The sequence below is a fragment of the Streptomyces sp. NPDC048361 genome, assembly GCF_040651795.1.
GTDB lineage: Bacteria > Actinomycetota > Actinomycetes > Streptomycetales > Streptomycetaceae > Streptomyces.
The window spans coordinates 124,655-149,648 of the sequence record NZ_JBEZKW010000013.1 but is presented as its reverse complement, the minus strand read 5'-3'; the positions used below and the strand labels follow the sequence as shown (position 1 = coordinate 149,648).

Genomic DNA, 24,994 nt, shown 5'->3' with positions numbered 1-24,994 from the left:
CCACGCGCGGTCCGCACACGAAGGCGGGGCTGCTGGGGCTCCGCCCCAGACCCCGGTCGCGCCTGCACGGCGCTCGTCCTCAATCGCCGGACGGGCTGAGGGGGTGCACCAGCCCGGCACCGAGTAGTGCAGGGGCGCGGAGTCGCGCCCCCCCGGCGCCGGGGAGTCGCGCTCAGTCCTGCTTCTTGCGGCGCGTGCCGAACACGATCTCGTCCCAGCTCGGCACCGCGGCCCGCCGACCCGGCCGCACCCCGTCCGCCTCGGCCTGACGATCCGTCGTGCCGGTGAGCCGGTCGCGGTGACCGGCCACCGTGCGCGGCATCAGAACATCCGCGTACGCGGACCCGGCGCCCGCCGAAGCGGCCGGCGCGGGCGGCTCCTCGATCTCCGGCTCGACGTCCGGCAGATCGGTCTCGGCCGACTCGGGCGGGCCCGAGGGACGCTCGGGGACGACCAGGTCACCGCGGAAGCTCGGCACGGCTTCGAGCAGGCTCGTCAGCGAGTCGCTCTCTTCGGCCGACACCGGCTCGGGCGGTGCGGGCCGCTCCAACTGCCGGTCCAGGGCGCGGTCGAGCGGCCGCTCCAGCGAACGGTCGAGGGCGCGGTCGAGCGGCCGGTCCCGGGGCAGCCGGGCGATCCGCGGCACGAACGGGAAGCTCGGCTCGGGCACCGCGGTGATGGTGTCGTCGGACTCGCCGATCAGAGAACGGGCCTCGTCGTCGACGGCCTGCACGAGCCGGCGCGGCGGGTCGTAGGTCCAGCTCGCGGAGTGCGGCTCGCCCGCGACCAAGTACACGAGCAGGACTTCCCAGGTGCCGTCGTCGCGGCGCCAGGAGTCCCACTGGACGCTCTCCTTGTCGGCGCCGCGCAGCAACAGCCGTTCCTGGACGGCCTCGCCGAGCTGGGGTCCGGTGTTCTCGCCGGGACGGCGCACGGGGGTCTTGCGCGCCCGCTCGGCCATGAAGGCGCGCTCCGCGAGCACGGGGCCTTCGAAACGGCGTACGCGGTCGACCGGGATGCCGGCGAACTGGGCGACCTCCTCGGCGGAGGCACCGGCTCGTATACGCGCCTGGATGTCGCGCGGGCGGAGGTGGCTCTCCACCTCGATCTCGATCTGGCCGAGACGGGCTCGGTCGTTGCGCACAGCGGCCCGGAGCCGCTCGTCGATCGGAAGCGTGTACTCCGTGCTGTCCGCAGCCTTGAGCACCAGTCGTGTGCCGTCGTTGGAGACGGCCACGACACGCAGTTCGGGCATGGGGACCTCCCGGGTGGTGCCTGCCGACGTCACGTGCGTCGCTGCTTCCGCTAGTCGAGTGTGGCCTGCCCGGGTGCAGCCTGCCACAACATTGCCGAGTTGCCCGGCGTGTCGGGCATGGGCCCTGGAACGCCGTTATGGCACGGTTACCTCTTCGCAACGCAGAGTGACTGGCCGGTCACTCTGTGCAGCAGGCGCCCGTGCGGTGCCGCGGCGCCGCCGGTTCGAGTGCCGCTTTCGGCCCCCTCCCGTAGTCCCGGGTACCCGTGTGGGACCCGGGGCCCAGGGCTCGCCACAGTACTCCATTCGGGCCACCTGGGTGGACCGGCACGCCGCCGAAGTTCTCCCGGGGTACGGGAGTTGGAGCCGCCTTGGCACGCCCGCGCACGACTCCCACGTGTCCTGCTTCACACAATCTCCGGAATCGGAACTATTCCTTTCGCTCAAATGTCCTTTCTAGGTGCAAGGCGGACGAGAAGGGCGAACAGAGGCTGGGGATGGGTGACAAGCCGGACACCGGGACCGAAGAGAAGAAGCGCATAGATCTGAGCGTGCCCCAAGTCGCCGGGAGTGCACTCGCCGCGATCGCGGCGGCGGTACTCGCCTCCACGCTGGGGGTGTATGGCACGTTCATCGGGGCGGGTGTGGTGAGTGTGGTCGCCACCTGCGGTGGCACCGTCTTCCAGCACTTCTTCAAACGGACCGGCGAGCAGCTGCGCGAGGTGACCGTCCAGGCGAAGGTCGGCCCGCGCCAGGTGCCGGTGCTCTCCCCGTACAAGGGGAAGCGGCACGGAACGGCCGAACAGCCCCTCACTGACGTCGAGCGCACCCAGCTGCTCGGGCACGCCGACACCGACCGGACGCAGATGTCGCCGAAGGCCGGCGCCGAACGTACGCAGATGCTTCCGCAGGTCGACGCGGACCGCACCCAGCTGCTCGGGCAGGTCGACGCGGACCGCACGCGGATGCTTCCGCAGGCCGACGCCGACCGGACCCAGCTGCTCAAGTCGGTCGGCGCCCGGGGGCTCCCGCCGGGCGCGGAACCTGCCAAGGAGTTCAACGAAGCGTCCGTGCACGGCACCCGGCTGCGCGGCTGGAAGCGCCCGCTGCTCGCGGCGGCCGTCGTCTTCGGGGTGTCGATGGGCGGCATCACGGTGTACGAGCTCGTCTCCGGAGGCGAGGTCGGCGGCAACGGCAACGGGACCACCCTCACCTCCGTCTTCACCGGCGGGTCCAAGAAGCAGGATCCGCCCGCCCCCTCGGGCCCCGAGCAGCGGCACACGCCGTCACCCGGGACCGGCGGGCCCTCGACACCGGGCGGCTCGCAGGACCCGGCGACCAGCGGGGGAGGGTCCGCGACGGACGACCCCTCGCCGTCCCCGTCGCCCTCCAGGTCCGATGGCGCGGGCTCCGGTTCGGACTCAGGGTCCGGGTCGGGCGGTACGACGCCGGCTCCGACGCCCACGCCGTCCGGCTCGGCCGGCACCGGAACCGGCAACGGCTCAGGTCCGGGGAGCGGCTCCGGTGGCGGGGCCACCCCGGACCCGAAGTCCGGGGAAAGCTCCGCCCCCTGACCGTCCGGCCGTGCGGATCAGTCGCCCAGTACGCGCCGCAGATAGGCGTTGGTGAAGCGGCGCTCCGGGTCGAGCCGGTCGCGTACCGCGGTGAACTCGCCGAAGCGGGGGTAGACCTGCGCGAAGTACGCGGCGTCCCGGGCGTGCAGCTTGCCCCAGTGCGGCCGGCCCGCGTACTCGGTCATGATCCGCTCGACCGCCGTGAAGTACGCCTGGTGCGGGGTGCCCTTGTACATGTGCACGGCTATGTACGCGCTCTCGCGGCCCGACGCGGTGGAGAGGGCGATGTCGTCGGCGGGCGCGGTGCGGACCTCCACGGGGAAGCTCACGCGCAACGGCGAGCGGTCCACCATCGCCTTGACCTCGCGCAGCGCGTCGACCACCGCCTCGCGCGGCAGGGCGTACTCCATCTCCACGAACCGCACCCGGCGCGGGCTGGTGAACACCTTGTACGGAATGTCGGTGTAGGTGCGGGCGGAGAGCGCCCTGCTGGAGACCTTGGCGATCGCCGGGATCGTTGCGGGCGCGACCCGGCCGAGTGAACACACCGCCTGGAAGAGCCCGTTGGACATGAACTCGTCGTCGATCCATGCCCGCACCTTGCCGGGCGGGGCCGCGGGCCCGGAGCTGCGGTTGTTGCGCTTGGTGTTGCAGTTGCCGGTGTGCGGGAACCAGTAGAACTCGAAGTGCTCGTTCTCCGTGAAGAGCGCGTCGAAGTCGGCGGTGACCTGGTCGAAGCCCATCGGCTCCTCGCGGGCGGTGAGCAGGAAGACCGGCTCGACGGCGAAGGTGATCGCGGTGACGATGCCGAGCGCGCCGAGCCCGATCCGCGCCGCCGCGAAGACCTCGGGGTTCTCCTTGGCGGAACAGGTGAGCAGCGAGCCGTCGGCGGTGACCAGCTCAAGTGCCGTGATCTGGGCGGCGATCGACGCCGAGTCGCGGCCGGTGCCGTGGGTGCCGGTGCTCGTCGCCCCGGCGACCGTCTGCTCCATGATGTCGCCCATGTTGGTGAGCGACAGGCCTTCCCTCGCCAGCACCGCGTTGAGCCGCTTCAACGGGGTGCCCGCCTCCACGGTGACGGTCATCGCGGCGCGGTCGATCTCGCGGATGCCGGTCAGCAGATCGGGGCGTATGAGCACGCCGTCGGTCGCGGCGGTCGAGGTGAAGGAGTGTCCTGTGCCCACCGCCTTCACCGTGAGGCCGTCCTCGGCGGCCCTGCGTACCTCGGCGGCGAGCTCGGCCACGGAGGCCGGGGAGGCCTCGCGCGCCGCCCGGGCGGTGACGTTCCCCGCCCAGTTACGCCAGGTGCTGCTGCCGTTCGCTCCGCTCATCTGCTTCGAGCCCCTCCCGATGCGGCACCGGCCTGCGAAGCCGGCGGTACCCCAGGAACGCCACCATCGCCGCGAGCGTTCCCGACACGCCGGACACCAGATACCCCGCCTGTGCGCCCGCCGCATCCACCACCCAGCCGGCGGCGGAGGAGCCGAGCGCCACACCGACCGCGAGCCCGGTGCTGGTCCAGGTCATGCCCTCGGTGAGCTTGCTGCGCGGTACGTGCTGTTCGACCAGGGCCATCGTCGTCACCATCGTCGGCGCGATGAACAGACCCGCGACAAAGAGCGTCACGGCAAGGAACGGCAGGTTCCCGGCCAGTTGGAGCGGGATCATACTCACCGCCATCGCACACACGCCCACCAGCCACCTGGTCGACGCCGAGCCCCGCAGCCGCAGCAGCCCGAACACCGCGCCGGCCAGGCACGAGCCGAGGGCGTACACGGCGAGCACCAGACTGGCCAGCGCCTTGTGGCCGCGCTCGTCGGCGAAGGCCACCGTGACCACGTCGACGGAGCCGAAGATCGCGCCGGTGGCGACGAAGGTGGCGACCAGGACCTGGAGGCCGCGCGAGCTCAGCGCGGAGCGGCCGGCATGGTGCTCGTGGGGGTGCGGTACGGGCTCGGTGGCGCGCTGGGCGGTCAGCCAGAGCACCCCGGCCACCAGGAAGCAGGCGGCGATCAGGGGACCCGCCTCGGCGAACCAGGCGGTGGAGAGCCCGATGGACAGGATCGGCCCGAGGATGAAGCACAGCTCGTCGACGATCGACTCCCACGAGTACGCCGTGTGCAGGTTCTGCGCGTCGCCGCGGTAGATCTCGGCCCAGCGGGCGCGGACCATGGAGCCGACGCTCGGCACACAGCCGGCGCCGGCCGCGAAGAGGAACAGGGTCCAGTCGGGGGCGCTCCGCTGGGCGCAGACGAGCAGGCCCGTGACGGCGGCGACCGAGACCAGGGTGGCCGGGCGCAGCACCCTGCGCTGGCCGTGCCGGTCCACCAGCCGGGATATCTGGGGGCCGATGACGGCGGCCGACATGGCGAGCGTCGCGGAGAGCGCGCCGGCCAGGCCGTACCTGCCGGTGAGCTGGGAGATCATCGTCACGACGCCGATGCCCATCATCGACAGCGGCATCCGGCCGAGCAGGCCGGCGGCGGAGAACCCCTTGGTGCCGGGGGCGGCGAATATCGCGCGATAGGGACTGGGCAACGGAGGCTCCGGATCCTGCGTGACGCGTGTAATCAATTGCTAAAGCTTACGACGGTGAAGTGAACCTGCGCACCGTCTTTATCGGGCTCGCCCCCGCCAGCCGGCCGGGGCGAGCTCCACCGCCTTTCCGGGCTCGCCCCGGCGGCCGATCCGGGTGCGCTCCACCGCCTTTTCCTGGCTCGCCCTTGCGTCAGTTCCGGGCGCGCTCCGCCCTCCTTTTCCGGTTCTCTCCACCGCCCGGTGCGGCTCGGTGGGCCGTCTGTCAGCGGCGGATGGCAGGATCGAGGCATGTCCGAACTGCGTGATCCAGCTCCCGGAGCGGCCTCGGCCGCCGCCCCGTACGACGCCCTGCTGCTGCTCTCCTTCGGCGGCCCGGAAGGCCCTGACGACGTGGTCCCGTTCCTGGAGAACGTGACGCGCGGCCGCGGCATCCCCAAGGAGCGGCTCAAGGAGGTGGGGCAGCACTACTTCCTGTTCGGCGGCGTGAGCCCCATCAACGAGCAGAACCGCGCGCTGCTCGACGCCCTGCGCAAGGACTTCGCCGAGAACAGCCTGGACCTGCCGGTGTACTGGGGCAACCGGAACTGGGCGCCCTACCTCACCGACACCCTGCGCGAGATGATCACCGACGGCCGCCGCCGCATCGCGGTGCTCACCACCAGCGCGTACGCCTCGTACTCGGGCTGCCGCCAGTACCGCGAGAACCTCGCGGAGGCGCTGGCCACGCTGGAGGCCGAGGGGCTCGACGTGCCGCGGGTCGACAAGCTGCGGCACTACTTCAACCACCCCGGCTTCGTCGGCCCCATGACCGACGGTGTCCTGGCCTCGCTCGGGGAGCTGCCCGAGTCGGTCCGCGCGGGCGCCCACCTCGCCTTCACCACGCATTCGATCCCCGAGGCCGCCGCCGACACCTCCGGGCCCGTCGAGGAGCACGGCGAGGGCGGCGCCTATGTGCGCCAGCACCTCGACGTGGCGCGGACCATCGCCGACGCGGTGCGCGCCGAGACCGGTGTGGAGCGGCCGTGGCGGCTGGTCTACCAGTCCCGCTCCGGCGCCCCGCACATCCCCTGGCTCGAACCCGACATCTGCGACCACCTGGAGGCCGTGCACGGCGAGGGCGCGCCGGCCGTCGTCATGGTCCCCATCGGCTTCGTCTCGGACCACATGGAGGTCCTGTACGACCTAGACACGGAGGCCACCGCCAAGGCCGCCGAGCTCGGCCTGCCCGTGGCCCGCTCGGCGACCGTCGGCGCCGACCCCCGCTTCGCGGCGGCCGTGCGCGAACTCGTCGTCGAGCGGGCCGCCACCGAGCGCGGGGTGCCCGCCGAGCGATGCGTGCTCGGCGCCCTCGGGCCCTCGCACGACCTCTGCCCCGTGGGCTGCTGCCCCGCCGCCCGCGGCGCCGCCAAGCCCGCGGCGGCCGGCGCCGACAGCCCGTACGCGTAAGGAGCCACCATGACCGACCCTCTCCACCGCGACCTGCTGGACCTGGCCATGGAGGCGGCCCGGCGGGCCGGTGCGCTGCTGCGTGACGGCCGCCCCGCCGACCTCGCCGTCGCCGCCACCAAGACCAGCCCCATCGACGTGGTGACCGAAATGGACATCGCCGCCGAGAAGCTGATCACCGGCTACCTCAGCGAGTTCCGCCCCGAGGACGGCTTCCTCGGCGAGGAGGGCGCCTCCAGCGAGGGCACCAGCGGGGTTCGCTGGGTCATCGACCCGCTCGACGGCACGGTCAACTACCTGTACGGGCTGCCCACTTGGGCCGTCTCGATCGCCGCGGAGGTGGACGGCGTGCGGGTCGCGGGCGTGGTGGCCGCTCCGATGCGCGGCGAGACGTACCACGCGGTCCTCGGCGGCGGCGCCTTCGAGGGCGAGCGCCCACTGCGCTGCCGCCCGCCGGCCCCGCTCGACCAGTCCCTGGTCGGCACGGGCTTCGCCTACGTCCACTCCGTACGCGTCCACCAGGCGGAGGTGGCCGAGCGGCTGATCCCGCGCTTCCGGGACATCCGCCGCGGCGGCTCGGCGGCGATCGACCTGTGCGACGTGGCGGCGGGCCGGCTCGACGCGTACTACGAGCGGGGCCTGAACCCCTGGGACATGGCGGCCGGCGACCTGATCGCCCGCGAGGCCGGCGCGCTGACCGGCGGCCGCCCGGGGGTTCCGCCGTCCCGCGAGCTGACGGTGGCCGCGTCCCCGGAGCTCTTCGGCCCCCTCCAGTCGCTCCTGGAGGAACACGGCGCCTGGCACGACTGAGCCCGCTGCCCTGGACCACGGCGCCTGGCACGACTGAGCCCGCTGCCCTGGACCACGGCGCCTGGCACGACTGAGCCCGCTGCCCTGGACCAGGGCGCCTGGCACGACTGAGCCCGATGCCCTGGGGCGCGCGGCACCCCAGGCCAGGGCCGGGTAACACCCGTCCCGGCCCACCCCCGGCATGACGAAACCCCGGCGCCGCAGTGCGGTGCCGGGGTTTCACGGTGGATGGGATCAGAGCGCGACGGCTACCTCTACGCCGTGCTCGGCGGCCAGACGACGCAGGTCGTCCAGCTCGGCCTGCTCGACGTCGGCGAGGAAGTCGTCGCCGGTCTCGCGCGCCCGTGTGAGGTCGGTTTCCGTGGTCCTTATGCGCTGCAGCAGTCCTGCGGTGAAAGCGTCCATGGTGCGCCCCCTCGTCGTGGGTCGGTGGCACGGGGTGTGCCGACGGTGGGTAGCGACCACGACGTCAGGGTGTGGCGTGCCACAGCCAGGGCGTGATCGCGGGGTGTGCAGACGTCTTCCCCAAGCCCACTCTCAAAGAAACCTCAACTGCCGCGCCAATCCTGTTCATTCCCGCCCGGACCCGTGTCCTGGCTGGAAAACGCAGGTGGGGGCGGGCCAGGTCCACCATCGCCTTACCGCCGGTTTATGGGCGTAAGGGGCAGGATGGAAGCGGACAGTCACTACTTCAGTGCACAGATGTGCCCGCGCACGACGCGGGTCCTAGGGAAGGAATGCGCCGTGCGCGTACTCGTCGTCGAGGACGAGCAGCTGCTCGCCGATGCGGTGGCCACCGGACTGCGCCGGGAGGCCATGGCCGTCGACGTCGTGTACGACGGCGCCGCGGCCCTGGAGCGGATCGGTGTGAACGACTACGACGTGGTCGTGCTCGACCGGGACCTCCCGCTCGTCCACGGCGACGACGTCTGCCGCAAGATCGTCGAACTGGGCATGGCCACGCGTGTCCTGATGCTGACGGCCGCGGGGGATGTCAGCGACCGGGTGGAGGGCCTGGAGATCGGCGCGGACGACTACCTGCCCAAGCCCTTCGCCTTCACCGAGCTGACCGCCCGCGTGCGCGCGCTCGGCCGGCGCACCACCGTGCCCCTGCCGCCCATCCTGGAGCGGGCCGGCATCAAGCTGGACCCCAACCGCCGCGAGGTCTTCCGTGAGGGCAGGGAGATCCAGCTCGCGCCCAAGGAGTTCGCCGTCCTCGAAGTCCTCATGCGCAGCGAGGGCGCGGTGGTCTCGGCCGAGCAGCTCCTGGAGAAGGCCTGGGACGAGAACACCGACCCGTTCACCAACGTCGTACGGGTCACCGTCATGACCCTGCGCCGCAAGCTCGGCGAGCCCCCGGTGATCGTCACCGTGCCGGGCTCGGGTTACCGGATCTGACGGCGGTGGCCGCCACCCCCGCGCCCCCCACAGCGCCTCCCAAGCCCACCTGGGCCCCGAAGTCGGCCGAACCGCCCTTCCCCTGGCTCAGGCCCACCATCCGCATACGCCTCACCCTGCTCTACGGCGGCATGTTCATGATCGCGGGGATACTGCTCCTCTCGATCATCTACCTGCTCGCCGCCCAGGCCCTGCACGCGGGCAGCGCCCCCTTCAGGATCGTGGGCGGCCAGAACATCGCGCTGTCCAGCAGCAGCTGCCAGCTGCCCGCATCGGGGACCTTCCAGGAGATCAACGACGCCATCGGCGTCTGCATGGCCCAGCAGCGCCAGCACGCTCTCGACAACCTCCTCAGCCGCTCGCTGCTCGCCCTGGTGGGCCTCAGCGTCATCGCCTTCGCCTTCGGATACGCGATGGCGGGACGCGTCCTGTCGCCGCTCGGCCGGATCACCCGGACCGCGCGCCGCGTGGCCGGCACCGACCTGACCCGGCGCATCGAGCTCGACGGCCCCGACGATGAGCTCAAGGAGCTCTCCGACACCTTCGACGAGATGCTGGACCGCCTGGAGCGCGCCTTCACCGCACAGCAGCGCTTCGTCGCCAACGCCTCGCACGAGCTGCGCACGCCGCTCGCCATCAACCGCACCCTGCTCGAAGTGCACCTCTCCGACCCCGGAGCCCCGGTCGAGCTCCAGCAGCTCGGCAAGACGCTCCTCGCCACCAACGAGCGCAGCGAGCAGCTCGTGGAGGGGCTGCTGCTGCTGGCCCGCAGCGACAACGAGATCGTCGACCGCAAGCCCGTCGACCTTGCCGAGGTGGCCTCCCGCGCCCTGGACCAGGCCAGGAACGAGGCCGAGGCCAAGGGCGTCGAGATCCGCGGCGAGCGCGGCCCCGCGATCGTCCAGGGCAACGGCGTCCTTCTGGAGCGCATCGCCTTGAACCTGGTGCAGAACGCGGTCCGGTACAACATCCCCGAGAGCGGCTGGGTCGAGGTGGTCACCGAGCTCAAGGACGGCCATGCGACGCTCCTGGTGCGCAATACGGGGCCGGTGGTCCCGGCGTACGAGATCGACAACATCTTCGAGCCCTTCCGGCGGCTGCGCACCGAGCGCACCGGCAGCGACAAGGGCGTCGGTCTCGGCCTGTCCATCGCCCGGTCGGTCGCGCGGGCCCACGGAGGCCGTATCATCGCGGAGCCCCGCGAAGGCGGCGGCCTCGTGATGCGTGTCACCCTCCCGGTCTGAGACGCTGCTCGGAGCTGCGGTGACAGTTCGCTTTGCGCGGAATTTTCTGGACCTGTTCCTGAGAGTTTCATGTGTGATCAGTCACAAAGGCAAACTTCCAGCCACCTACTCTCCGTGATCGTTAAATCCCCTGGAATCCCGGGAAAAGTCCGGGTTTCCGGGGGGTGGGATCACGGGAAGTACACGGGGTGGCGCTGGTGAAGTGCGACATTAGGACCGTGTACGGTCCCGATCGCCATCCAAGACGAGCACTCTGAAGGAGTGCGGTTGGGTGTCGATTGAGTAACAGACCTTGATGTGAGGCAAAATCTCCGCCTCAGGTCGGGCACAAGTCCGGCCTCTCACGCGTTACGTGCGCTGAGACACCGCAACCACCCAGAGGGGGAGAGCGACATGGCAACGGACTACGACACCCCACGCAAGACCGATGACGACGTCGATTCCGACAGCCTTGAAGAGCTGAAGGCACGACGCAACGACAAGTCCACCTCGACCGTCGACGTCGACGAGTACGAGGCCGCCGAGGGTATGGAACTGCCCGGCGCGGACCTGTCCAACGAAGAGCTCGCCGTCCGCGTCCTGCCCAAGCAGGCCGACGAGTTCACCTGCATGAGCTGCTTCCTCGTGCACCACCGCAGCCAGCTGGCCCGGGAGAAGAACGGTCAGCCCATCTGCCGCGACTGCGACTGAGCAGGCCGGCCATGACAGGCGCTGAACCGCCCCGGAAGCGACCGTTCCGGAGGAAGGGTGCCCCGGCCTCCACCGAGGCACCACAGGGCGGCACAGGCCCGGCAGAAGGCGTGGAAGCCCCCGCCGAGCCGTCCGGCCTCCCTGCGGTGAGCGCTGCCGACGGTGCACGTGACGCCGAGCGGGGCCGGCAGGCCTCGCTCGAAGCAGCCGTCACGGCGCCGGAGCCCCGGGACCTCCCGGAGCTCTCGGACAAGAACGACAAGGCGGGACCCGCGGCCGGGGTCCGGCGCCTGGACGCCCTGCGCAGGGGCGCCCTCGACAAGGGTGTTCCCGCCCTGAGGAGGAGCGTGCCCGTGCTCAAGAAGGGCGTACGCAAGAGCGGCGAGGGCGTGAAGGCCTCGCTCGGCCACCTTGCCGACCGGATCATCGAGGTCGCCCCCCGCATCCCGGTGCGGGACCTGGCGACCCTGCGCGCCCACTTTCCCGGCCTCGGCCCGGAGGAGATCGCCGACAAGCTGATCGCGGGCGCCGCCAACGGCACCTCCACGGTCGGCGCGGGGATCGGCGCGGCCGCGATGCTGCCCGTACCGCCCGCGATGCCCGCCGAGCTCGCCGCGGAGATCACCGGCGTCGCCGCCATCGAGCTGAAGCTCATCGCCGAGCTGCACGAGGTCTACGGCATGCGCCCGCCCGGCACGCTCAGGGAGCGGTCGATGGCGTATCTGACGTCGTGGACACAGGAGCGCGGCATCGACGTCACCAAGCCGACGACGCTCAACTTCGCGCTCGGCGGCCAGATGAAGCGCGAACTGCGTCAGCAGATCATGAAGCGCATGGTCCGCAATCTGCCGAACCTGACGCCGTTCATGGTCGGCGCGGCCGTCGGCGCCGTGATGAACCGCCGCGACACCAAGAAGCTCGCCGGGCACATCAGGAAGGACCTGCGCACACGCCAGGTGCCGTGGGACGCGCTGTCCGGCCTGCCGGCCCTCGAACAGCCGGACAACCCGCTGCCGCCCGGCGGCGCCCCCGGGGAGATCGGCCGCTGACGGGCCCGGCCTCTCAGGCCGCGCGGACCGTGTTCAGGGCCGCCTTGAGCCCCTCGGGGTCACGGGTCGAGAGGTAGACGTACGGAGTCGCGTCCGCCGGATCCGTGATCTCCACCTTCACCGCCGTCGGGATGTACGCCCGCAGCAGCATGTACGCGCGCGGATCGGCCTTGTGCAGCCGCCAGGCCTTCGCCTCGTCGGCGTCCAGGATCTCCGGTTCGCCCAGCGCCTTCACCGGGATCCGGGCCTCGCCCGCGACCAGGGTGTCCGGCAGCACCCGGATCCGGATCGAGCCGTACGAACTCACCACCACCCACGACACCGCCGTGCCGCCGACGAAGCCGGCCAGCATCGGCAGCGTGCCCACCGGCAGCAGCATCAGCGCGCACGCGAAGCCGACCAGGACGGAGATGAACCACCAGGAGCGGGGTGCGGTCAGGCGTTCTGCGTACTGCGGGGCATTGGGCTGCATGAAAGCTAGCTTGGCACGGAGCGACCTGCGCCTTGACCGCGGGTAAGGTCTGCGCCTGTGACTGCTACATCTGCGTCCCTGACGCCCCCGGCCGACGCCATAGCGCCGGTGCGGCACCCCGAGGCGCCCGCACCGGGCGAGTTGCTCGGTGCGCACTACGGGCACTGCTTCGGCTGCGGCGACGGACAGCCCCATGGACTGCACCTGGCCGCGCGCGCCGGGCAGGGCGTGACCGTCACCGCCGAGTTCACCGTGCGCGAGGCCCACCAGGGCGCGCCCGGCCTCGCTCACGGCGGGGTGCTTGCGACCGCGCTCGACGAGACGCTCGGTTCGCTGAACTGGCTGCTGCGGGTCATCGCGGTGACCGGCCGCCTGGAGACGGACTTCGTCCGCCCGGTCCCCGTCGGCACCGTGCTGCATCTGGAGGCCGAGGTCACGGCCGTCGCCGGCCGCAAGATCTACTCCCGGGCCACCGGCCGCATCGGCGGCCCCGAGGGGCCCGTCGCGGTCCGCGCCCAGGCCCTCTTCATCGAGGTGAAGGTGGACCACTTCATCGACAACGGACGCCCGGCCGAGATCCAGGCCGCGATGTCCGACCCCGACCAGGTCAGGCGCGCCCGCGCCTTCGAGGTGAACCCGTGACGCGTGAACCCGTAGACGTCCTCATCCGCCGTGTGGACCCGGAGGTGCCGATCCCGGCGTACGGGCACCCGGGCGACGCCGGGGCCGATCTGGTGACCACCGAGGCCGCCGAGCTCGCCCCCGGTGAGCGGGCGGTTCTGCCGACCGGTGTTTCGCTCGCGCTGCCCGACGGGTACGCGGCCTTCGTGCACCCCCGTTCGGGGCTCGCCGCCCGGTGCGGTGTCGCCCTGGTGAATGCCCCGGGGACGGTGGATGCCGGGTACCGTGGAGAGATCAAGGTGATCGTGGTCAACCTCGACCCGCGCGACAGCGTCCGGTTCGAGCGTTTCGACCGCATTGCCCAACTGGTCGTCCAGCAGGTCGAGAAGGTGCGCTTCCACGAGGTGGCGGAGCTTCCCGGCTCGGCGCGGGCCGAGGGGGGCTTCGGGTCCACGGGCGGTCACTCCGCCGTGGGCGGTTCGGCCGCCGATGGCGGCACAACGGGTGGGAATCGATACGCTTCGGTCGTATCCGACCGGGAAGGACAGTGACGTGTTCGGACGTCGCAAGAAGAGTGGATCCGCGGACGACGCGGCGGACGCGGCGGGCGAGGCCGAGCAGGTCGTCGACGGCACCGAGGCCGACGACAGCACGGCCGGCGACGGGGCCGGGGCGCGCAGGGTGAACTTGCCGCCGGCGCCCCGTCCGGACGGACCCTGGGACGTCTCCGAGGTGACCGAGCCCGGCGAGGGCCGGGTCGACCTCGGTGGCCTCTTCGTCCCCGGGGTCGAGGGCATGGAGCTGCGGGTCGAGGTCGCGGGCGACGCGATCGTGGCGGCCACGGTCGTGCTCAACGACAGCGCGGTCCAGCTGCAGGCCTTCGCGGCACCGAAGAAGGAAGGCATCTGGGGCGAGGTCCGCGAGGAGATCGCCACCGGCATCACCCAGCAGGGCGGCATCATCGACGAGGTCGAGGGCCCGCTCGGCTGGGAGCTGCGCGCGCAGGTCCCCGTCCAGCTGCCCGACGGCACCAACGGCGTCCAGCTGGTCCGCTTCGTGGGGGTGGACGGACCGCGCTGGTTCCTGCGCGGTGTCATCTCCGGCCAGGGCGCGGTGCAGCCGCAGGCCGCCGGGCTCCTGGAGACGATCTTCCGCGACACCGTCGTGGTGCGTGGCGAGGGCCCGATGGCGCCCCGCGACCCGATCGTCCTGAAGCTTCCCAACGACGCGCAGATGGTGCCCGAGGGCGTCCAGCAGGAGGACCAGGAGGGCTCGCGCTTCTCCGGCGGCATGGGCCAGCTCCAGCGCGGCCCCGAGATCAGCGAGATCCGCTGACCCGTCCGTCCGTACGTACGCCCGATGGGCCGCACCCCCGCAGCGGGGGAGCGGCCCATCGGCGTTTTCGGGGCCGCTCGACGCCGGCCCACGAGTCGTGATCCCGCCCAACGCCCCTTCCGCGCACGGTACTTCACGCCCGCCGGAGCCGGCCGCCCACGCCGCCGGGCTGCGCGTTGCCCGAAAGGCCCTGCCGCGCCCCGGGCCATCCGGGCCGCGCGGGCCCGCGAGAGCCCGCGCGTCAGAATCGCGTCAATACGCGCCGCCCGCCCCACCCCCACCCCATTTGCCGCAATTGTTGGCCGTAAGGTCGACGCAGCGTATGCATCCGCATTCTGAAAGACAATGGGGCCATGGCACGCGGCAAGCTTCGGATCTACCTCGGCGCGGCGCCGGGCGTCGGCAAGACGTACGCCATGCTCTCCGAGGCGCACCGCCGCGTCGAGCGCGGCACCGACTGCGTCGTCGCCCTCGTCGAGCACCACGGCAGGCCCCGTACCGAAGTGATGCTGCACGGCCTGGAGCAGATCCAGCGCCGCGCGATCGACTACCGCGGGGCCGCCTTCACCGAGATGGACGTCGACGCCGTCCTGGAGCGGCGCCCCGCCGTCGCCCTGGTCGACGAACTGGCGCACACCAACGTCCCGGGCGCCCGCAACACCAAACGCTGGCAGGACGTCGAGGAGCTGCTCGCCGCCGGCATCGATGTCGTGTCCACCGTCAACATCCAGCACCTGGAGTCCCTCGGCGACGTCGTCGAGTCCATCACCGGCGTACGCCAGCGCGAGACGGTCCCCGACGAGGTGGTGCGCCGGGCCGACCAGATCGAGCTCGTCGACATGTCGCCCCAGGCGCTGCGCCGCCGCATGGCGCACGGCAACGTCTACCAGTCCGACAAGGTCGACGCCGCCCTCTCCAACTACTTCCGGCCCGGCAACCTCACCGCGCTGCGCGAACTCGCGCTGCTCTGGGTCGCCGACCGGGTCGACGAATACCTACAGCAGTACCGCGGCGAGCACGGCATCAAGGCGGCCTGGCAGGCCCGCGAGCGCATCGTCGTCGGCCTCACCGGCGGTCCCGAGGGGCGCACCCTGATCCGCCGGGCCGCCCGTATGGCCGCCAAGGGCTCCGGCAGCGAGATCCTCGCCGTGTACGTGGCCAGGAGCGACGGGCTGACCTCCGCGTCGCCCAAGGAGCTCGCCGTCCAGCGCACCCTCGTCGAGGACCTCGGCGGCAGCTTCCACCACGTCATAGGCGACGACATCCCCGCCGCGCTGCTCGCCTTCGCCCGGGGTGTCAACGCCACCCAGATCGTGCTCGGCTCCAGCCGCCGCAAGGCCTGGCAGTACATCCTCGGCCCCGGCGTCGGACAGACCGTGGCCCGCGAGTCGGGGCCCGACCTCGACGTCCACATCGTCACGCACGAAGCGGTCGCCAAGGGCCGCGGCCTGCCCGTCGCACGCGGCGCCCGGCTCGGGCGGGCCCGCATCGTGTGGGGCTGGGCGGCCGGCGTGGTCGGCCCGGCCCTGCTGACCGTGCTGCTCACCAACGTCGAGGCGGGCCTCGGGCTCGCCAACGACATGCTCCTGTTCCTGACCCTGACGGTGGCCGCGGCGCTGCTCGGCGGGCTGCTCCCCGCGCTCGCGTCGGCCGCGTTCGGCTCGTTCCTGCTGAACTACTTCTTCACCCCGCCCGTCCACCAGGTCACCATCGCCGACCCGAAGAACATCGTCGCCATCGTCATCTTCGTCCTGGTGGCCGTCTCGGTCGCCTCCGTCGTCGACGTCGCGGCCCGCCGCACCCACCAGGCCGCCCGGCTGCGCGCCGAGTCCGAAATCCTCTCCTTCCTCGCGGGCAGTGTGCTGCGCGGCGACACCAGCCTGGACGCCCTCCTGGAGCGGGTCCGCGAGACCTTCGCCATGGAGTCCGTCGCCCTGTTGGAGCGGGCCGGCGACATGGAGCCCTGGACGTGCGCGGGCAGCGTCGGGCCGCGTCCGGTCGCCCGTCCCGAGGACGCGGACGTCGACATGCCGGTCGGCGACCACATGGCGCTCGCCCTGTCCGGTCGTGTCCTGCCCGCCGAGGACCGCCGCGTGCTCGGCGCCTTCGCTGCCCAGGCCGCCGTCGTCCTGGACCGCAGACGTCTGCTCGGGGAGGCGGAGGAGGCCCGCAAGCTCGCCGAGGGCAACCGCATCCGCACCGCGCTCCTCGCCGCCGTCAGCCACGACCTGCGCACCCCGCTCGCCTCCATCAAGGCCGCCGTGAGCTCGCTGCGCTCCGACGACGTCGACTGGTCCGACGAGGACCGCGCCGAGCTCCTCGAAGGCATCGAGGACGGCGCCGACCGCCTCGACCACCTCGTCGGCAACCTCCTCGACATGTCGCGCCTCCAGACCGGCACGGTCACCCCGCTGATCCGCGAGATCGACCTCGACGAGGTGGTGCCCATGGCGCTCGGCGGCGTCCCCGAGGACAGCGTCGTCCTGGACGTCCCCGAGACGCTGCCCATGGTCGAGGTCGACCCGGGCCTCCTGGAGCGGGCCGTCGCCAACGTCGTCGAGAACGCCGTCAAGTACAGCCCCCGGGGCCGCCCCGTCTCCGTCGCCGCCAGCGCGCTCGCCGACCGCGTCGAGATACGCGTCACCGACCGCGGACCCGGCGTCCCCGACGCCGCCAAGGACCGCATCTTCGCGCCCTTCCAGCGCTACGGCGACGCCCCGCGCGGCGCCGGCGTCGGCCTCGGCCTCGCCGTCGCCCGCGGCTTCGCCGAAGCCATGGGGGGCACCCTCGCCGCCGAGGACACCCCCGGCGGCGGCCTCACCATGGTCCTCACCGTCCGCGCCGCCCCGGGCCCCACCGCCGAGGGCGCCCCCGTGAACCGAACCGCTCAGCCCGCAACCGCAGAAAGCAGGGATCCCACATGACCCGGGTGCTCGTGGTCGAGGACGAGCCGCAGATCGTGCGCGCGCTCGTGATCAACCTCAAGGCACGCTCGTACGAGGTGGACGCGGCGCCCGACGGAGCGACCGCGCTCCAGCTCGCCGCCGCCCGCCACCCCGACGTGGTCCTGCTCGACCTCGGCCTGCCCGACATGGACGGCGTCGACGTCATCCGCGGGCTGCGCGGCTGGACCCGGGTCCCCATCCTGGTGCTCTCGGCCCGCCACACCTCCGACGAGAAGGTCGAGGCGCTCGACGCGGGCGCCGACGACTACGTCACCAAGCCGTTCGGCATGGACGAACTCCTCGCCCGGCTGCGCGCCGCCGTACGCCGCGCCGAACCGGCCGGCGGCGCGGACGGCGCCGACGACGTGGTGATGATCGAGACCGAGGGCTTCACCGTCGACCTGGCCGCCAAGAAGGTCAACCGGGAGGGCCGCGACGTACGCCTCACGCCCACCGAATGGCACCTGCTCGAAGTCCTCGTGCGCAACACCGGCCGCCTGGTCAGCCAGAAGCAGCTGCTCCAGGAGGTGTGGGGCCCCTCCTACGGCACCGAGACCAACTACCTGCGGGTCTACATGGCGCAGCTGCGCCGCAAACTGGAGCTCGACCCCTCCCATCCGCGCCATTTCATCACCGAGCCGGGCATGGGGTACCGCTTCGAACGCTGATCCGACCCGCTCTTCGATCCGGCCGGCGAGGCCCCGGTACCCTTTGTGTATGAGTGCTGACCTTCGTACCGAGAAGCCCGCGGGGCGCTTCCGCCGGATGCTCGACCGGCTGTCCACCTCGCAGGAGGACTTGCACTCCGCGGAACTGCAGGAGGACACGCAGGCCACGGGGTGCACCCGCATCTCCGAGTGCAGCGACCGCCAGATAGTCAAAGTCACTGGTACCTTGCGGACGGTCACCCTGCGTCCGCGGGCGGGTGTGCCGGCGCTGGAGGCCGAGCTCTTCGACGGCACCGCCCCGCTGGACGTGGTGTGGCTGGGACGGCGCTCGATCGTGGGCATCGAGCCGGGCCGCAAGCTCATCGCTTCGGGCCGGATCTCCTTGAGCCACGGCCGGCGGGTGCTGTTCAACCCCAAATACGAACTCCGACCGCTCGGACAGGAGTAGCCGGTGACGTCCGTCGACAAGCCGACCACGACCACCCCCGCCCCGCCCGCCGACGCGAAGGCGGTGACCGAGGCCGCGCTCTTCGAGGCGTTCGGTGGGGTGCGCGGCATGGTGGAGACGGTCCTGCCGGGACTGCTCTTCGTCACGATCTTCACGGTCAACAAGGATCTGCACGTCTCGGCGATCGCCGCCCTCGCGGTGTCGCTGCTGCTCGTCGCGGTCCGCCTCGTGCGCAAGGACACGATGAAGCACGCCTTCAGCGGAGTCTTCGGCGTGGCCTTCGGTGTGGTCTTCGCGATGGTGACGGGCAACGCCAAGGACTTCTATCTGCCGGGCATGCTCTACACGCTCGGGCTCGCCCTCGCCTACATCGTCACCACGGTGTGCGGGGTCCCGCTGATCGGCCTGATCCTCGGCCCCGTCTTCAAGGAGAACCTCTCCTGGCGCACCCGCAACCCGGGCCGCAAGAAGGCGTACGCGAAGGCCAGTTGGGCGTGGGGGCTGATCCTGCTCGCCAAGTGCGCGATCCTCTTCCCGCTGTACTGGTGGGCCAACACCTCGCAGCTCGGCTGGGTCCTGATCGCCCTGAAGATCCCGCCGTTCCTGCTCGCCGTCTGGCTCACCTGGGTCTTCCTCGCGAAGGCGCCCGCGCCGATCGACGTGTTCGCCGAGATGGAGGCGGAAGAAGCCGCCGAGAAGGCCCGCGAGGCCGCGGCCCGCGGGGAAGCGGGGGCGTAACTCCCGCACCCCGCCGGGAAGCGGGGGCGTAACTCCCGCACGCGGCACGGCGCAGGCGCGCACCCCGTACAGGCGAGACGGGAGCGCATCTCCCGTACAGGGCACGGCTAGGGGCCCGGAACGTACACGGCAGGACGAGGCGCCCGGCCCGTACACGGCACGACGAGGGGCCCGGAACGTCACCGGACGCTGACTCTGTCGGGGATCTTGAGGATCCCCGGCGGGGCAGCATGATCAACGGGCATGCTCGGTTCTGTTCATGGACCGATGCAGTTGTCGAGGTGCCCGTTGTCGCTCCACGCCCGTTCTGGTGAGCAAGTCCCCTCTCTGACCGCGCAGATGGCGCGAGCGAGCAACCCGGGTGGTACGACGGCGATGTGGGTGAGAGACCGCCTGGGCGGGCTGTGGCGTGACGAGGACTTCGCTGACTGGTACCCGCGCGACGGCCGCCCGGGGCTCTCGCCCGCCCAACTGGCCACCGTCTGCGTGCTCCAGTTCCTGCTCGGCCTGTCGGACCGGCAGGCGGCCGAAGCGGTTCGCTGCCGCATCGATTTCAAATACGCGCTGGCCATGGAACTGGACGATCCTGGCTTCCACCACAGCGTGCTGTCCGACTTCCGTGAGCGTCTCGCCGAGGACGGCCGGGCCGACCGTCTCCTCGACCTCGCGCTCGAAAGCCTGAAGGAGGCCGGTCTCGTCCGCGAACGCACCACGCAGCGCACGGACTCCACCCACGTCCTGGCCGCGGTGCGCGACCTGACCCGGCTGGAACTGGTCACTGAGGCAGTCCGCGCCGCACTGGAAGAGCTGGCCGGCACCGCTGATCACCTGCTGGCCGATCTGGTCGACGAGGAGTGGGGGCGCCGCTACGGCCGCCCGGTCCGTCTGGGCAAGAACCCCACCCGCCCCAAGACCAGGATCCTCGCCACCGGAGGCGACGCCCTCCGGCTGATCGAGTACCTCGGGCAGCACGGGCCGGACCGTCTGTCCGGTCCCCGGGTCCAGGCATTGCGGCAGATCATGGTGCAGAACTACTACCGCGCCGGGGCCGGCCGCCTGCGCTGGCGCACCGCCGAGGACGGCGGGCTGCCGTCCTCGGCGGTCGCGGTCGTCTCGCCCTACGACCCGACGGCCCGCTACGCGCGCCGTGGCGACACCCGGTGGCAGGGGTTCGTCGCGCACGCCACCGAGACCTGCGATCCCGACGGCGTCAACGTGATCACCGATGTGGCCACCACCGACGCCACCGGCTACGACGCGAAGGCGCTGCCCGGCATCCACACCCGGCTCAAGCATCGCGGGCTGCTGCCCGCCGAGCACCTGGTCGACGGCGGTTACACCTCCCTGGTCCATCTGGAACAGGCAGCCCGCGAACACCAGGTGACGGTCACCGGACCACTGCCGGTCAACACCACCCGCCAGAACCGCAGGAACAACGGCTTCGGTCGCGACGACTTCCACATCGACTTCAACCGCCGCCAGGTCACCTGCCCGCAGGGCGAGACCAGCGCGGGATGGCACGGCCCCTACCCAGCCTCCTCACCCACCGCGGCACCTATGATCGTGGCGCGGTTCACCAAGAGCCAGTGCCGTCCCTGCCCGGCCCGCACCCGCTGCACGACCACCGCCGACAGAGCCCGGAGCGTGGGCTTTCCCCCGCGAGAACTCCGTGACCTGCAACTCCGCGTCCGCGCCGAGCAACAAACACCCGAATGGCAGGCCCGCTACGCGCTCCGCTCCGGAGTGGAAGGCACCATCAACGAGCTCGCCCACGGACACGGCATGCGCCACTGCCGCTACCGGGGACAACGCAAAGCCCACTTACAGCACGTGTTCACAGCCATCGCCGCGAACATCGAACGCCTCAGCCGACGGCCGACGCCCGGAGAAACAACCCCGCCACGGCCGCCGACCGCCTTCCAGAACTACCTGGACCAGCACCAGATCCCCCGGCCGAGGTCTTGGCGGTCCGCCAGAGACTGAGCAGACCACCAAGATCCCCGACAGAGTCAGCGTCCGTCACCGTTCCGGGCCCCTCGCCGTATCGCTCGGTCAGCTCTGGCGGCGTACCGACAGCAGGTCTTCCAGCTGCTCCTCGCGCGCCTGCGCGGCGACGAACAGCAGCTCGTCGCCGGCCTCCAGGGTCTCCTCCTGGCTCGGCGTGAGCACCCGGGTGCCCCGGATGATCGTGACCAGCGAGGTGTCCTCCGGCCAGGCCACGTCCCCGACCTGCGTGCCCGCGATCGCGGACTCCGGTGGCAGCGTCAGCTCGACCAGGTTGGCGTCGCCGTGGCTGAAGCGCAGCAGCCGTACGAGATCGCCGACGCTCACCGCTTCCTCGACCAGCGCCGACATCAGACGCGGCGTCGAGACGGCGACGTCCACGCCCCACGACTCGTTGAAGAGCCACTCGTTCTTCGGGTTGTTGACCCGGGCCACCACCCGCGGTACCCCGTACTCGGTCTTCGCGAGCAGCGAGACGACCAGGTTCACCTTGTCGTCGCCGGTCGCCGCGATGACCACGTTGCACCGCTGAAGCGCCGCCTCGTCGAGCGAGGTGATCTCGCAGGCGTCCGCGAGCAGCCACTCCGCGAGCGGGACCCGCTCCACCGAGATGGCGGTGGGCGCCTTGTCGACGAGGAGCACCTCGTGCCCGTTCTCCAGGAGCTCGCCCGCGATGGAACGGCCCACCGCGCCGGCCCCGGCAATCGCCACGCGCATCAGTGACCGCCTTCCTCGGGGCCCTGGGCGAACGCCGCCTCGACCTTTTCGACCTCGTCGGTACGCATCATCACGTGCACCAGATCGCCTTCCTGGAGCACCGTTTGGGAGGTCGGCAGGACCGCCTCGCCCAGCCGGGTGAGGAAGGCGACCCGTACGCCGGTCTCCTCCTGCAACTTGCTGACCTTGTGGCCGATCCACGCCGTCGAGGTGTGCACCTCGGCCAGCTGGACGCCACCGCTCGGGTCACGCCACAGGGGCTCCGCGCCGGACGGCAGCAGCCGCCGCAGCATCTGGTCGGCGGTCCAGCTCACCGTGGCGACCGTGGGGATGCCGAGACGCTGGTAGACCTCCGCGCGCCGCGGGTCGTAGATCCGCGCCGCCACGTTCTCGATGCCGAACATCTCGCGCGCCACCCGGGCCGCGATGATGTTGGAGTTGTCGCCGCTGGAGACCGCCGCGAACGCGCCGGCCTCCTCGATGCCCGCCTCGCGCAGGGTGTCCTGGTCGAAGCCGACGCCGGTGACCCGGCGGCCGCCGAAACCGGACCCCAGGCGGCGGAAGGCCGTCGGGTCCTGATCGACCACGGCGACGGTGTGCCCCTGCTGTTCCAGGGCTTGCGCGAGAGCGGCTCCCACTCGCCCGCAGCCCATGATGACGATGTGCACGTCCCCTTACCCCGCACTCCTGGTCGCCCCGATGACCTGCGCAAACACCCTGCTCACTACTTCCTTCTCGGCTAGCCGGGCAACAGCGTGGCAACAGAAATCCACGTTGCCGCCTGATGAGCTTATGCGGCCCGCCCGGGGATGCACTCATGCAGTGCCCGTATCGCGGACACAGCATGGGGGAGGCGGGTGCGCCTTATCCGGACAGAGCGCTTACGATCCTCTGCGTGTCCAAACTGACCGACGTGCCCAAACGGATCCTGATCGGCCGGGCGCTGCGCAGCGACAAGCTGGGAGAAACGCTCCTCCCTAAGCGCATCGCACTTCCCGTCTTTGCCTCCGACCCGCTCTCGTCCGTTGCGTACGCGCCTGGAGAAGTGCTCCTGGTGCTGTCCGTGGCGGGTGTGTCGGCGTACCACTTCAGCCCCTGGATCGCGGTCGCGGTCGTGGTGCTGATGTTCACCGTGGTCGCCTCCTACCGGCAGAACGTGCACGCCTATCCGAGCGGCGGTGGTGACTACGAGGTCGCCACCACCAACCTCGGGCCGAAGGCGGGACTCACCGTCGCCTCCGCGCTGCTCGTCGACTACGTCCTGACCGTGGCCGTCTCCATCGCCTCCGGCATCGAGAACCTCGGCTCCGCGATCCCCTTCATCGTCGAGCACAAGGTGCTCTGCGCGGTCGCCGTGATCGTGCTCCTGACGCTGATGAACCTGCGCGGCATGAAGGAGTCGGGCAAGCTCTTCGCCATCCCGACGTACGTCTTCGTCGCCGGTGTCTTCCTCATGATCGCCTGGGGGGCCTTCCGCGGGCTCGTGCTCGGCGACGCCATGAAGGCGCCGACCGCGGACTACACGATCAAGGCCGAACACCAGGGCCTCGCGGGCTTCGCCATGGTCTTCCTCCTGCTGCGCGCCTTCTCCTCCGGATGTGCGGCGCTCACCGGCGTCGAGGCGATCAGCAACGGCGTCCCCGCCTTCCGCAAGCCGAAGTCGAAGAACGCCGCCACGACGCTCGCCCTGATGGGCGGCCTCGCCGTCACCATGTTCTGCGGCATCATCGTGCTCGCCATGACCACCCACGTCCGGATGGTGGAGAAGCCCGCCGAGGACCTGCTGCACAACGGCTCGCCGCTCGGCTCGGGCTATGTCCAGAACCCGGTGATCTCCCAGGTCGCCGAGGCCGTCTTCGGCAACGGCAGCTTCCTGTTCATCGTGCTGGCCGCGGCCACCGCGCTCGTCCTCTTCCTCGCCGCGAACACCGCGTACAACGGCTTCCCGCTGCTCGGCTCGATCCTCGCCCAGGACCGCTACCTGCCGCGCCAGCTGCACACCCGCGGCGACCGCCTCGCGTTCTCCAACGGCATCGTGCTGCTCGCCGGCGCGGCGGTCCTGCTCGTCGTGATCTACGGCGCTGACTCGACCCGGCTGATCCAGCTCTACATCGTCGGCGTCTTCGTCTCGTTCACGCTCAGCCAGACCGGCATGGTCCGGCACTGGAACCGTCACCTGGCCACCGAGACCGACCAGGCCAAGCGCCGCCACATGGTCCGCTCGCGTGCGATCAACGCGTTCGGCGCGTTCTTCACCGGCCTGGTCCTCGTGGTCGTCCTCGCCACCAAGTTCACCCACGGCGCCTGGGTCGCGCTGCTCGGCATGGTCATCTTCTACGGAACGATGACCGCGATCCGCAAGCACTACGACCGCGTCGCCACCGAGATCGCCGCGCCCGACGAGCCCTCCGACGACAGCCTGCGCCCCTCCCGGGTGCACTCGATCGTGCTGGTCTCCAAGGTTCACCGCCCGACCCTGCGCGCCCTGGCCTACGCCAAGCTGATGCGCTCGGACCAGCTGGAGGCCCTATCGATCTCGGTCGACCCGGCCGAGACGAAGGCGCTCAAGGAGGAGTGGGAGCGGCGCGGCATCAACGTACCGCTCAAGATCCTCGACTCGCCCTACCGCGAGATCACCCGGCCGATCATCGAGTACGTACGGGGTCTGCGCCGCGAGAGCCCGCGCGACGCGATCAGCGTATTCATCCCCGAGTATGTCGTCGGTCACTGGTACGAGCACCTGCTGCACAACCAGAGCGCGCTGCGACTGAAGGGCCGCCTCCTGTTCACCCCCGGCGTGATGGTGACCTCCGTCCCCTACCAGCTGGAGTCCTCGGAGGCCGCCAAGAAGCGGGCCCGCAGGCGGGCGGACTGGAACGCGCCGGGCGCGGTGCGCCGCGGCCCGGTGTCCCGCCCGAAGGAGCCGAGCAACAAGGGCTGAGCGGGGCGGCGCCGGGCGGGGGCCGGTCCGGCGCCGGACCGGGCGGTGCCTGTGGCGGGCGGCCGGGCGACACCCACGTAGACTGGTGGGCTGTTCACCCG

Annotated in this window: 23 protein-coding genes; 16 read left to right on the top strand and 7 right to left on the bottom strand. The window is 71.2% G+C overall.

Going from position 1 to position 24,994, the window contains the following annotated elements; all coding sequences use genetic code 11:
* Positions 1-172 precede the first annotated feature (172 nt).
* Positions 173-1,255, bottom strand: a complete 1,083-nt coding sequence (gene sepH, locus AB0D31_RS10360; RefSeq protein ID WP_362719771.1) for a septation protein SepH — start codon at positions 1,253-1,255, stop codon at positions 173-175.
* Between the two features lie 497 nt (positions 1,256-1,752).
* On the opposite strand from sepH, the gene AB0D31_RS10355 reads away from it, so the two are divergent.
* A complete protein-coding gene (locus AB0D31_RS10355) occupies positions 1,753-2,829 on the top strand; it encodes a hypothetical protein (protein ID WP_362719768.1) in 1,077 nt (358 codons plus the stop codon).
* A 17-nt stretch (positions 2,830-2,846) separates the two neighbouring features.
* Here AB0D31_RS10355 and AB0D31_RS10350 read toward each other — a convergent pair whose 3' ends face one another.
* Entirely contained in the window at positions 2,847-4,160 is a 1,314-nt protein-coding gene (locus tag AB0D31_RS10350; RefSeq protein ID WP_362719766.1) for a D-arabinono-1,4-lactone oxidase, read from the bottom strand.
* Positions 4,126-5,367 (bottom strand): MFS transporter, encoded by a 1,242-nt coding sequence (locus tag AB0D31_RS10345; protein ID WP_362719764.1) that lies wholly within the window; start codon positions 5,365-5,367, stop codon positions 4,126-4,128. The genes AB0D31_RS10350 and AB0D31_RS10345 overlap by 35 nt, the downstream gene beginning before the upstream one ends.
* Positions 5,368-5,655: 288 nt before the next feature.
* Here AB0D31_RS10345 and AB0D31_RS10340 point away from each other — a divergent pair, with 288 nt between their 5' ends.
* Together AB0D31_RS10340 and AB0D31_RS10335 are read left to right on the top strand one after the other, a co-directional pair.
* Positions 5,656-6,813, top strand: coding sequence for a ferrochelatase (locus tag AB0D31_RS10340; RefSeq protein WP_362719761.1), 1,158 nt, complete (start codon positions 5,656-5,658; stop codon positions 6,811-6,813).
* 9 nt (positions 6,814-6,822) lie between these two features.
* Complete coding sequence (locus tag AB0D31_RS10335) at positions 6,823-7,623, top strand: inositol monophosphatase family protein (RefSeq protein WP_362719758.1); 801 nt, start codon at positions 6,823-6,825, stop codon at positions 7,621-7,623.
* Positions 7,624-7,857: 234 nt separating this feature from the next.
* Here AB0D31_RS10335 and AB0D31_RS10330 read toward each other — a convergent pair whose 3' ends face one another.
* On the bottom strand, positions 7,858-8,028 hold the full coding sequence (locus tag AB0D31_RS10330) for a hypothetical protein (protein WP_189390026.1): 171 nt from the start codon (positions 8,026-8,028) through the stop codon (positions 7,858-7,860).
* Between the two features lie 339 nt (positions 8,029-8,367).
* On the opposite strand from AB0D31_RS10330, the gene AB0D31_RS10325 reads away from it, so the two are divergent.
* From AB0D31_RS10325 to AB0D31_RS10310, 4 genes are all read left to right on the top strand, one after another.
* Positions 8,368-9,021, top strand: a complete 654-nt coding sequence (locus tag AB0D31_RS10325; protein ID WP_267056846.1) for a response regulator transcription factor — start codon at positions 8,368-8,370, stop codon at positions 9,019-9,021.
* 5 nt (positions 9,022-9,026) lie between these two features.
* Complete coding sequence (locus tag AB0D31_RS10320) at positions 9,027-10,265, top strand: ATP-binding protein (RefSeq protein ID WP_362719755.1); 1,239 nt, start codon at positions 9,027-9,029, stop codon at positions 10,263-10,265.
* 393 nt (positions 10,266-10,658) lie between these two features.
* Positions 10,659-10,955, top strand: coding sequence for a DUF4193 domain-containing protein (locus tag AB0D31_RS10315; RefSeq protein ID WP_053725482.1), 297 nt, complete (start codon positions 10,659-10,661; stop codon positions 10,953-10,955).
* 11 nt (positions 10,956-10,966) lie between these two features.
* Complete coding sequence (locus tag AB0D31_RS10310; RefSeq protein ID WP_362719753.1) at positions 10,967-12,004, top strand: hypothetical protein; 1,038 nt, start codon at positions 10,967-10,969, stop codon at positions 12,002-12,004.
* 13 nt (positions 12,005-12,017) lie between these two features.
* Here the strand turns inward: AB0D31_RS10310 and AB0D31_RS10305 are convergent, their stop codons facing one another.
* Entirely contained in the window at positions 12,018-12,476 is a 459-nt protein-coding gene (locus AB0D31_RS10305; RefSeq protein ID WP_362719750.1) for a DUF3093 domain-containing protein, read from the bottom strand.
* Positions 12,477-12,533: 57 nt separating this feature from the next.
* On the opposite strand from AB0D31_RS10305, the gene AB0D31_RS10300 reads away from it, so the two are divergent.
* The 8 genes from AB0D31_RS10300 to AB0D31_RS10265 all read left to right on the top strand — a co-directional run bounded on the left by AB0D31_RS10300 (position 12,534) and on the right by AB0D31_RS10265 (position 21,214).
* A complete protein-coding gene (locus AB0D31_RS10300) occupies positions 12,534-13,118 on the top strand; it encodes a PaaI family thioesterase (RefSeq protein WP_362719749.1) in 585 nt (194 codons plus the stop codon).
* The gene (dut, locus tag AB0D31_RS10295; protein WP_362719747.1) at positions 13,115-13,648 is read left to right on the top strand and encodes a dUTP diphosphatase; all 534 of its coding nucleotides are present in this window, start codon (positions 13,115-13,117) and stop codon (positions 13,646-13,648) included. Before AB0D31_RS10300 ends, dut begins: the two co-directional genes overlap by 4 nt.
* A 1-nt stretch (position 13,649) precedes the next feature.
* Positions 13,650-14,432 carry a DUF3710 domain-containing protein gene (locus AB0D31_RS10290; RefSeq protein WP_362719745.1) on the top strand — a complete coding sequence of 261 codons (783 nt, stop codon included), beginning with the start codon at positions 13,650-13,652 and terminating at the stop codon, positions 14,430-14,432.
* Between the two features lie 353 nt (positions 14,433-14,785).
* Positions 14,786-17,356, top strand: coding sequence for a sensor histidine kinase KdpD (locus AB0D31_RS10285; protein ID WP_362719743.1), 2,571 nt, complete (start codon positions 14,786-14,788; stop codon positions 17,354-17,356).
* Positions 17,353-18,045: a response regulator gene (locus AB0D31_RS10280; protein WP_362719740.1), complete on the top strand. Its 693-nt coding sequence runs from the start codon at positions 17,353-17,355 to the stop codon at positions 18,043-18,045. The genes AB0D31_RS10285 and AB0D31_RS10280 overlap by 4 nt, the downstream gene beginning before the upstream one ends.
* Positions 18,046-18,094: 49 nt before the next feature.
* Complete coding sequence (locus AB0D31_RS10275; protein WP_100575930.1) at positions 18,095-18,493, top strand: OB-fold nucleic acid binding domain-containing protein; 399 nt, start codon at positions 18,095-18,097, stop codon at positions 18,491-18,493.
* Positions 18,494-18,496: 3 nt separating this feature from the next.
* Positions 18,497-19,231: a DUF3159 domain-containing protein gene (locus AB0D31_RS10270; RefSeq protein WP_362719737.1), complete on the top strand. Its 735-nt coding sequence runs from the start codon at positions 18,497-18,499 to the stop codon at positions 19,229-19,231.
* A gap of 375 nt (positions 19,232-19,606) precedes the next feature.
* Positions 19,607-21,214: an IS1182 family transposase gene (locus AB0D31_RS10265; protein WP_362719776.1), complete on the top strand. Its 1,608-nt coding sequence runs from the start codon at positions 19,607-19,609 to the stop codon at positions 21,212-21,214.
* A gap of 69 nt (positions 21,215-21,283) precedes the next feature.
* On the opposite strand, the gene AB0D31_RS10260 is transcribed toward AB0D31_RS10265, so the two are convergent.
* Together AB0D31_RS10260 and AB0D31_RS10255 are read right to left on the bottom strand one after the other, a co-directional pair.
* Positions 21,284-21,952, bottom strand: a complete 669-nt coding sequence (locus tag AB0D31_RS10260) for a TrkA family potassium uptake protein (RefSeq protein WP_267056856.1) — start codon at positions 21,950-21,952, stop codon at positions 21,284-21,286.
* Positions 21,952-22,620 carry a TrkA family potassium uptake protein gene (locus tag AB0D31_RS10255; protein ID WP_362719734.1) on the bottom strand — a complete coding sequence of 223 codons (669 nt, stop codon included), beginning with the start codon at positions 22,618-22,620 and terminating at the stop codon, positions 21,952-21,954. The genes AB0D31_RS10260 and AB0D31_RS10255 overlap by 1 nt, the downstream gene beginning before the upstream one ends.
* 227 nt (positions 22,621-22,847) lie before the next feature.
* On the opposite strand from AB0D31_RS10255, the gene AB0D31_RS10250 reads away from it, so the two are divergent.
* Positions 22,848-24,893 carry an APC family permease gene (locus AB0D31_RS10250; protein WP_362719731.1) on the top strand — a complete coding sequence of 682 codons (2,046 nt, stop codon included), beginning with the start codon at positions 22,848-22,850 and terminating at the stop codon, positions 24,891-24,893.
* The last annotated feature ends 101 nt before the right edge of the window (positions 24,894-24,994 follow it).

Coding starts and splice junctions, on each gene's coding strand:
- sepH (WP_362719771.1), bottom strand. CDS start 1,255: ATGCCCGAACTGCGTGTCGTGGCCGTCTCCAACGACGGCACACGACTG.
- AB0D31_RS10355 (WP_362719768.1), top strand. CDS start 1,753: ATGGGTGACAAGCCGGACACCGGGACCGAAGAGAAGAAGCGCATAGAT.
- AB0D31_RS10350 (WP_362719766.1), bottom strand. CDS start 4,160: ATGAGCGGAGCGAACGGCAGCAGCACCTGGCGTAACTGGGCGGGGAAC.
- AB0D31_RS10340 (WP_362719761.1), top strand. CDS start 5,656: ATGTCCGAACTGCGTGATCCAGCTCCCGGAGCGGCCTCGGCCGCCGCC.
- AB0D31_RS10335 (WP_362719758.1), top strand. CDS start 6,823: ATGACCGACCCTCTCCACCGCGACCTGCTGGACCTGGCCATGGAGGCG.
- AB0D31_RS10330 (WP_189390026.1), bottom strand. CDS start 8,028: ATGGACGCTTTCACCGCAGGACTGCTGCAGCGCATAAGGACCACGGAA.
- AB0D31_RS10315 (WP_053725482.1), top strand. CDS start 10,659: ATGGCAACGGACTACGACACCCCACGCAAGACCGATGACGACGTCGAT.
- AB0D31_RS10310 (WP_362719753.1), top strand. CDS start 10,967: ATGACAGGCGCTGAACCGCCCCGGAAGCGACCGTTCCGGAGGAAGGGT.
- AB0D31_RS10305 (WP_362719750.1), bottom strand. CDS start 12,476: ATGCAGCCCAATGCCCCGCAGTACGCAGAACGCCTGACCGCACCCCGC.
- AB0D31_RS10285 (WP_362719743.1), top strand. CDS start 14,786: ATGGCACGCGGCAAGCTTCGGATCTACCTCGGCGCGGCGCCGGGCGTC.
- AB0D31_RS10280 (WP_362719740.1), top strand. CDS start 17,353: ATGACCCGGGTGCTCGTGGTCGAGGACGAGCCGCAGATCGTGCGCGCG.
- AB0D31_RS10275 (WP_100575930.1), top strand. CDS start 18,095: ATGAGTGCTGACCTTCGTACCGAGAAGCCCGCGGGGCGCTTCCGCCGG.
- AB0D31_RS10265 (WP_362719776.1), top strand. CDS start 19,607: ATGTGGGTGAGAGACCGCCTGGGCGGGCTGTGGCGTGACGAGGACTTC.
- AB0D31_RS10260 (WP_267056856.1), bottom strand. CDS start 21,952: ATGCGCGTGGCGATTGCCGGGGCCGGCGCGGTGGGCCGTTCCATCGCG.